This is a genomic window from Mesorhizobium sp. M7A.F.Ca.US.002.01.1.1 (assembly GCF_004022955.1).
Lineage (GTDB): Bacteria > Pseudomonadota > Alphaproteobacteria > Rhizobiales > Rhizobiaceae > Mesorhizobium > Mesorhizobium ciceri.
The window spans coordinates 1-4,984 of record NZ_RZQE01000444.1; the positions used below are offsets into that span (position 1 = coordinate 1).

Sequence of the window (4,984 nt, forward strand, 5' to 3'; positions counted from 1 at the left end):
ACCTGGCACTGTCCTACGCCTGCGGCGTCGGCGGCGGCCGTTCGGGCATCATCGAGACCAATTTCCGCGAGGAATGCGAGACCGATCTGTTCGGCGAGCAGGTCGTGCTGTGCGGCGGCTTGGTCGAGCTGATCCGGGCCGGTTTCGAGACGCTGGTGGAAGCCGGCTACGCGCCTGAGATGGCCTATTTCGAGTGCCTCCACGAGGTCAAGCTGATCGTCGACCTGATCTATGAAGGCGGCATCGCCAACATGAACTACTCGATTTCGAACACCGCCGAATGGGGCGAATATGTCTCGGGTCCGCGCATCATCACCGCCGAGACCAAGGCCGAGATGAAGCGCGTGCTGAAGGACATCCAGACCGGCAAATTCACCTCGGAGTGGATGCAGGAGTACCGCGCCGGCATGTCCCGCTTCAAGGGCATCCGCCGCAACAATGACAGCCACCAGATCGAGGAAGTCGGCGCCAAGCTGCGCGCGATGATGCCGTGGATTTCCAAAAACAAGCTGGTCGACAAGGCGAAGAACTGAGCGAAATCCACAAGCGCTCGAAAATAGCAGCTTCCATGAACAAGAAACGGCGCCACGTGGCGCCGTTTTTTCATTCTGTCGGTCAGCTCAGCTACAGGGCCAGCCCATCAATAGGGTGAGTAGCACTGCTGGCGCGGGCCGTTGTAGGGCTGGAACGTGTTGTCGTAGGCCCGGTACGACCGGTAGCGGTTGTAGCACCATTGGACATGGGCGCTCGAAAGCCGTCCCGCGCGGTAGTAGCGGCGCGGCGCCGGCCGGTCATAGTAGTCGTAGTTGTTGTACATGCTGCCGAGGCCAAGCCCCAGGCCAAGGCCCAGGATCGCGGCACTCGCGCCATCATCGTAGTAACGGCCGCCGCGATAGTGATGGCGACCATGGCGCCAACGCCAGTTGTCTCCACCATTCCAGTGACCGCCGCCGCCGTGCCAGTGCCGACGGCCGCCGTCCCAATTGCCCGACCGGCGCCATCTCCAATTGTCGTTGTTGAACTGACGGTTGTTGTTGCCGCCCGCCCAGCTGTCGCGGACCGGCGTGACATTCGGCGCCGCGGTGCTGGTGGGAATCGACAGGTCCGGTTGCATGATCGGGCCGGCGGCGGACGGTGCCGTGACGCCGGAGAGGATACCCAGGGCTAGCAGCCCCGATTTGACCGTGGAAGAAAAGAGCGAATTCATTGCACTCTCCAAGAGTTACAGGCCCCACGCCCACCCGAGGAATGGGGCAACAATGGATGTTTGCATCTGAACGGCGGATGAACGGAAAGGTTCCGTCAACCATGACGCGAACGCACCCAGGACCAATCGATCTCAGATGGTGGTCCTGCGCGCTTGTTTTCCGAAGCACTTGCGGGCAAAGGTCATGGCATGTCGCTGCGCCTTGCCACCTTCAATGTCGAGAACCTGATGAACAGGTTCGATTATTCCGGCTATCGCAACCAGCTCAACGAGGATCGAACGCTGGCGCTGTTCGATATCCAGAGCGAGGCGGAATACAGGATGCTGGAGCAGGCCCGCGCCATCGCCCAATCCGACGACACGCGCCAGCTGACGGCGCTGGCAATCGCTGCCACCCGGGCCGACATCATCTGCATGCAGGAGGTCGACAACATCGAGGCGCTGAAGGCCTTCGAATATGGCTATCTGTTCAAGATGGTGGGGCAGGGCTACCGGCAGAAATACACCACATCGGGCAATGATTCACGCGGCATCGACGTTGCCGTGATGATGCGCAATGAGACCGCCCAGGGCCAGCCGATCGAATTCGTGCGCATGACCAGCCACGCCTATGTCACCTACGAGCAGTTCGGGCTGCACACGCCGGAACTCGAGGCACTGGGCAATCAGGCCAATGAGCGCATTTTCCGGCGCGACTGCCTGGAGATCGACGTCACCGTGGGCGGCGTGCCGCTGACGCTCTATCTCGTGCATTTCAAGTCGATGGGTTCGCCGCGCAACGGGCTCGACGGGCGCGAGGCGACGATGCCGGTGCGCATCGCGGAGGCGCAGGCCGTGCGGCGCATCATCGAGGAGCGCTTCGGCAAGGACTATGCCGCCGACAAACGCTGGGCAATCTGCGGCGACATGAACGATTACCGCCAGCGTGTGAAGGTGGCCGGCGATGCGATCGACGGCTATCGCTTCGAGGTCGTCGACGAAGCCCTGTCCTGCATCAACGTGCTGACGGCCGGCGGCTTCTGCGAAAACGTCGTCGAGCGGCGGCCGGAGATGAACCGCTGGAGTTTCTACCACACGCGCGGACCGGAAGAGCGGCATCTGTGCCAGCTCGACTACATCCTGCTGTCGAAGGGGCTCGCCGCCAGCAACGCGACGGCTGTTCCCGACATCATCCGCAACGGCCAGCCCTGGCGCACCATCTTTCCGCCGGGGCAGGAAGTGGAGCGGTTTCCGCGTGCCGGCTGGGACCGGCCGAAGGCGTCGGACCATTGCCCGGTGGCGATCACGCTGGACATGACCTGACGCATGAGTTTCGACCTGCCACGCAACGTCATCCTGCCGGTCGACGCCATCGACGTCCGGCTCGATCCCGGTCCGCACCCGTTCGCAAGGGACAATGCAGAGGCGATCGCCGAGAACTGGCAGCACGAAATCGCTGCCAATCCGGCGCTGTTCGACGGCATGGTGGTGCTGCTGTCGCAGCTTGCCTACCGCGACAACCGTCTCGCCGGCCGCTGCCATGCGGTCAACTATTCGACTTTCATGCTGTGGCGGAAGCGGCGCGAGAATTCGGGCGCCGAGCATGCCTATGCCCATGCCATGCTGGTGGCTGCCGACAATGCGCTGGTGGCGATCCGCATGGGTCCGCACACGGTCAACGCCGGCCGCGTCTATTTTGCCGCCGGCTCATTCGAGCCGGTCGATTTTCGCGATGGCCTGGTCGATGTCGATTTCAACATGATGCGTGAGGTGCGCGAGGAAACAGGGCTCGACCTGTCAGGTGCTGAACGCGGCAAGCGCTACCATGCCATGTCGAGCAACAGTGGCACGGTGATCTTCCGCCGCTACCACGCGGCGGCGCCCGCCGACGAGATCGCCCAGCGCATCTCAGCCTTCGTCGCCACCGAAACCGAGCCGGAGATCGACGGGCCAGTGATCATCCGCCATGCCGCCGACCTGCCGGTCGGCCTGTCACCGCACATGAAGCCGCTGATCGAGTGGCATTTCGCAAACGGGAGTTAAGGGCGCGTCTTGTTCTGTGCCGCGTTGCGATCGTTGCGGGCGGCGACGAGGAACAGGATGAAGCCGATGCCCAGCAAACCGCCCATCGCCATTCCCATGGTCTGGCCGACGACTGCCTGAAAATCGGCTGTGACGCGATCGGGATTGGCCATGCCGAAGCGGGCGAGATACCACCAGATGCCTGCAAGGAAGGCCTCGATGATGACCATCGCCAGGATCAGTCGCGCCTTCTTGCTCATTGGCTATTCCTCCACCCAAGCGTGAATTGCCCTAGCATCATGAACGGCGCGACGACAGTGGCGGGGCTGGGTGGAAATGTCGAAGATTGTGCAAAAACCCGTCGGAGCGCCGGCCGCGTTTCGGCCGGTTGCCCTATTCGTGCCTAAGTGCGTCGATCGGGTCGAGCCTGGCGCCGCGCAGCGCCGGGAAGAAGCCGAACACCATGCCGATCAGGGCGGAAAAGCCGACGGCGAGCAGGATCACCGCCGGGCTCGGCGCAAACGGGATGGTCAGCGTCACCGCGGCGAGGCCGGCCAGCGCCAGCCCGATCAGGATGCCGATGATGCCGCCGAGCAGCGACAGCACCGTGGCCTCGACCAGGAACTGGATCAGGATGTGCTTTTCATGCGCGCCGATGGCGAGCCTGATGCCGATCTCGCGGGTGCGTTCGGTGACCGACACCAGCATGATGTTCATGATGCCGATGCCGCCGACCAGCAGGCTGACGCCGGCGACGGCGCCCAGCATGCCGGTCATGGTGGTGGTGGCGCTGGCCATGGCGTCGGCGATCTGGGTCATGTCGCGGATGGCGAAATCGCTTTCACGATCGGGCGTGATGCGTCTGGCGTCGCGCAGAATGTCCTCGACGCGCGGCTGCAGCTCGCTGGTCGGCGTGCGGTCATCGGCGGCGATGTAGATGTTGTCGATGTCGCGGTTGCCGGCGATGCGGCGCTGGTAGGCGTGCAGCGGCATCAGCACGACATTGTCCTGATCCTGGCCGAAGCCGGTATAGCCCTTGGGCTCGAGCAGGCCGATGATCTTGCAGGAGGTGCGGTTGACGCGGATGATCTCGCCCTCGGGATCGCCAGCGCCGAAGAATTGTTGGCGCACCGTCTCGCCGATCAGGCACACGCCGGTGCCCGAGCGGGTTTCGGAATCGCTGAACGGGCGGCCCGACACCAGTTTCCAGTCGCGCGCATCGAGATAGGCGCTGTCGGTGCCGGTGACGCCCGAGGTCAGGCTCTCGGTGCCGAAGATGACCCGGACCTGCTTTTGCGAAGCCGGCGAAATGGCGCGGGCGCCAGTCAGATGCGCAACCAGCGCCGCCAGCTCCTTTTCGGCCAGCGGACGCACCACCTGGTCGAGCCCGCCCGGGCCACCGGGACCGGCCGGGCGACCGGAGCGGACGACCAGCAGATTGCTGCCGAGCTTGGAGATGTCGGCCTTGACCTTCTGCGTGGTGCCCGAGCCGATGGTGAGCATGGCAATGACGGCGGCAACGCCGATGACGATGCCGAGCAAGGTCAGGAACGAGCGCAGCACGTTGCGGCGGATCGAGCGCAGCGACAGGCGGACGGTTTCCCAGATCATGGTTGTGCGATCTCCAGCTTCCTGGAATCAGAGGCGACGTGGCCGTCGAGGAAGCGGATGGTGCGTTCGGCATAGTCGGCGACATCGGCCTCGTGGGTGACCATGGCGATGGTTAGGCCAAGCTCCTTGTTGAGCCGCGTCAGCAACTCCATGATCTCGTGCGTG

5 protein-coding genes and 2 pseudogenes are annotated in these 4,984 nt (G+C 63.7%); 3 read left to right on the top strand and 4 right to left on the bottom strand.

The features are described 5' to 3' along the window. Nucleotides 1-533, top strand: a pseudogene (locus EN932_RS29125) (ketol-acid reductoisomerase); the annotation flags it as partial. 107 nt (nt 534-640) lie between these two features. Here EN932_RS29125 and EN932_RS29130 read toward each other — a convergent pair. Beyond that, nucleotides 641-1,207 carry a BA14K family protein gene (locus EN932_RS29130; protein WP_013531066.1) on the bottom strand — a complete coding sequence of 189 codons (567 nt, stop codon included), beginning with the start codon at nt 1,205-1,207 and terminating at the stop codon, nt 641-643. A 189-nt stretch (nt 1,208-1,396) separates the two neighbouring features. Here EN932_RS29130 and EN932_RS29135 point away from each other — a divergent pair, with 189 nt between their 5' ends. Further along, nucleotides 1,397-2,509: an endonuclease/exonuclease/phosphatase family protein gene (locus tag EN932_RS29135; RefSeq protein WP_024501382.1), complete on the top strand. Its 1,113-nt coding sequence runs from the start codon at nt 1,397-1,399 to the stop codon at nt 2,507-2,509. A 3-nt stretch (nt 2,510-2,512) separates the two neighbouring features. Next, complete coding sequence (locus EN932_RS29140; RefSeq protein ID WP_127368757.1) at nt 2,513-3,229, top strand: hypothetical protein; 717 nt, start codon at nt 2,513-2,515, stop codon at nt 3,227-3,229. Here EN932_RS29140 and EN932_RS29145 read toward each other — a convergent pair. The 3 genes and pseudogenes from EN932_RS29145 to EN932_RS39155 all read right to left on the bottom strand — a co-directional run. Further along, nucleotides 3,226-3,468, bottom strand: coding sequence for a hypothetical protein (locus EN932_RS29145; protein ID WP_127368756.1), 243 nt, complete (start codon nt 3,466-3,468; stop codon nt 3,226-3,228). The genes EN932_RS29140 and EN932_RS29145 overlap by 4 nt on opposite strands. Before the next feature lie 133 nt (nt 3,469-3,601). Beyond that, nucleotides 3,602-4,819, bottom strand: coding sequence for an ABC transporter permease (locus EN932_RS29150; RefSeq protein ID WP_063168255.1), 1,218 nt, complete (start codon nt 4,817-4,819; stop codon nt 3,602-3,604). After that, nucleotides 4,816-4,984: pseudogene (locus EN932_RS39155) on the bottom strand (macrolide ABC transporter ATP-binding protein); the annotation flags it as partial. The pseudogene EN932_RS39155 and the gene EN932_RS29150, both read right to left, overlap by 4 nt.

Coding starts and splice junctions, on each gene's coding strand:
- EN932_RS29135 (WP_024501382.1), top strand. CDS start 1,397: ATGTCGCTGCGCCTTGCCACCTTCAATGTCGAGAACCTGATGAACAGG.
- EN932_RS29150 (WP_063168255.1), bottom strand. CDS start 4,819: ATGATCTGGGAAACCGTCCGCCTGTCGCTGCGCTCGATCCGCCGCAAC.
- EN932_RS29130 (WP_013531066.1), bottom strand. CDS start 1,207: ATGAATTCGCTCTTTTCTTCCACGGTCAAATCGGGGCTGCTAGCCCTG.
- EN932_RS29140 (WP_127368757.1), top strand. CDS start 2,513: ATGAGTTTCGACCTGCCACGCAACGTCATCCTGCCGGTCGACGCCATC.
- EN932_RS29145 (WP_127368756.1), bottom strand. CDS start 3,468: ATGAGCAAGAAGGCGCGACTGATCCTGGCGATGGTCATCATCGAGGCC.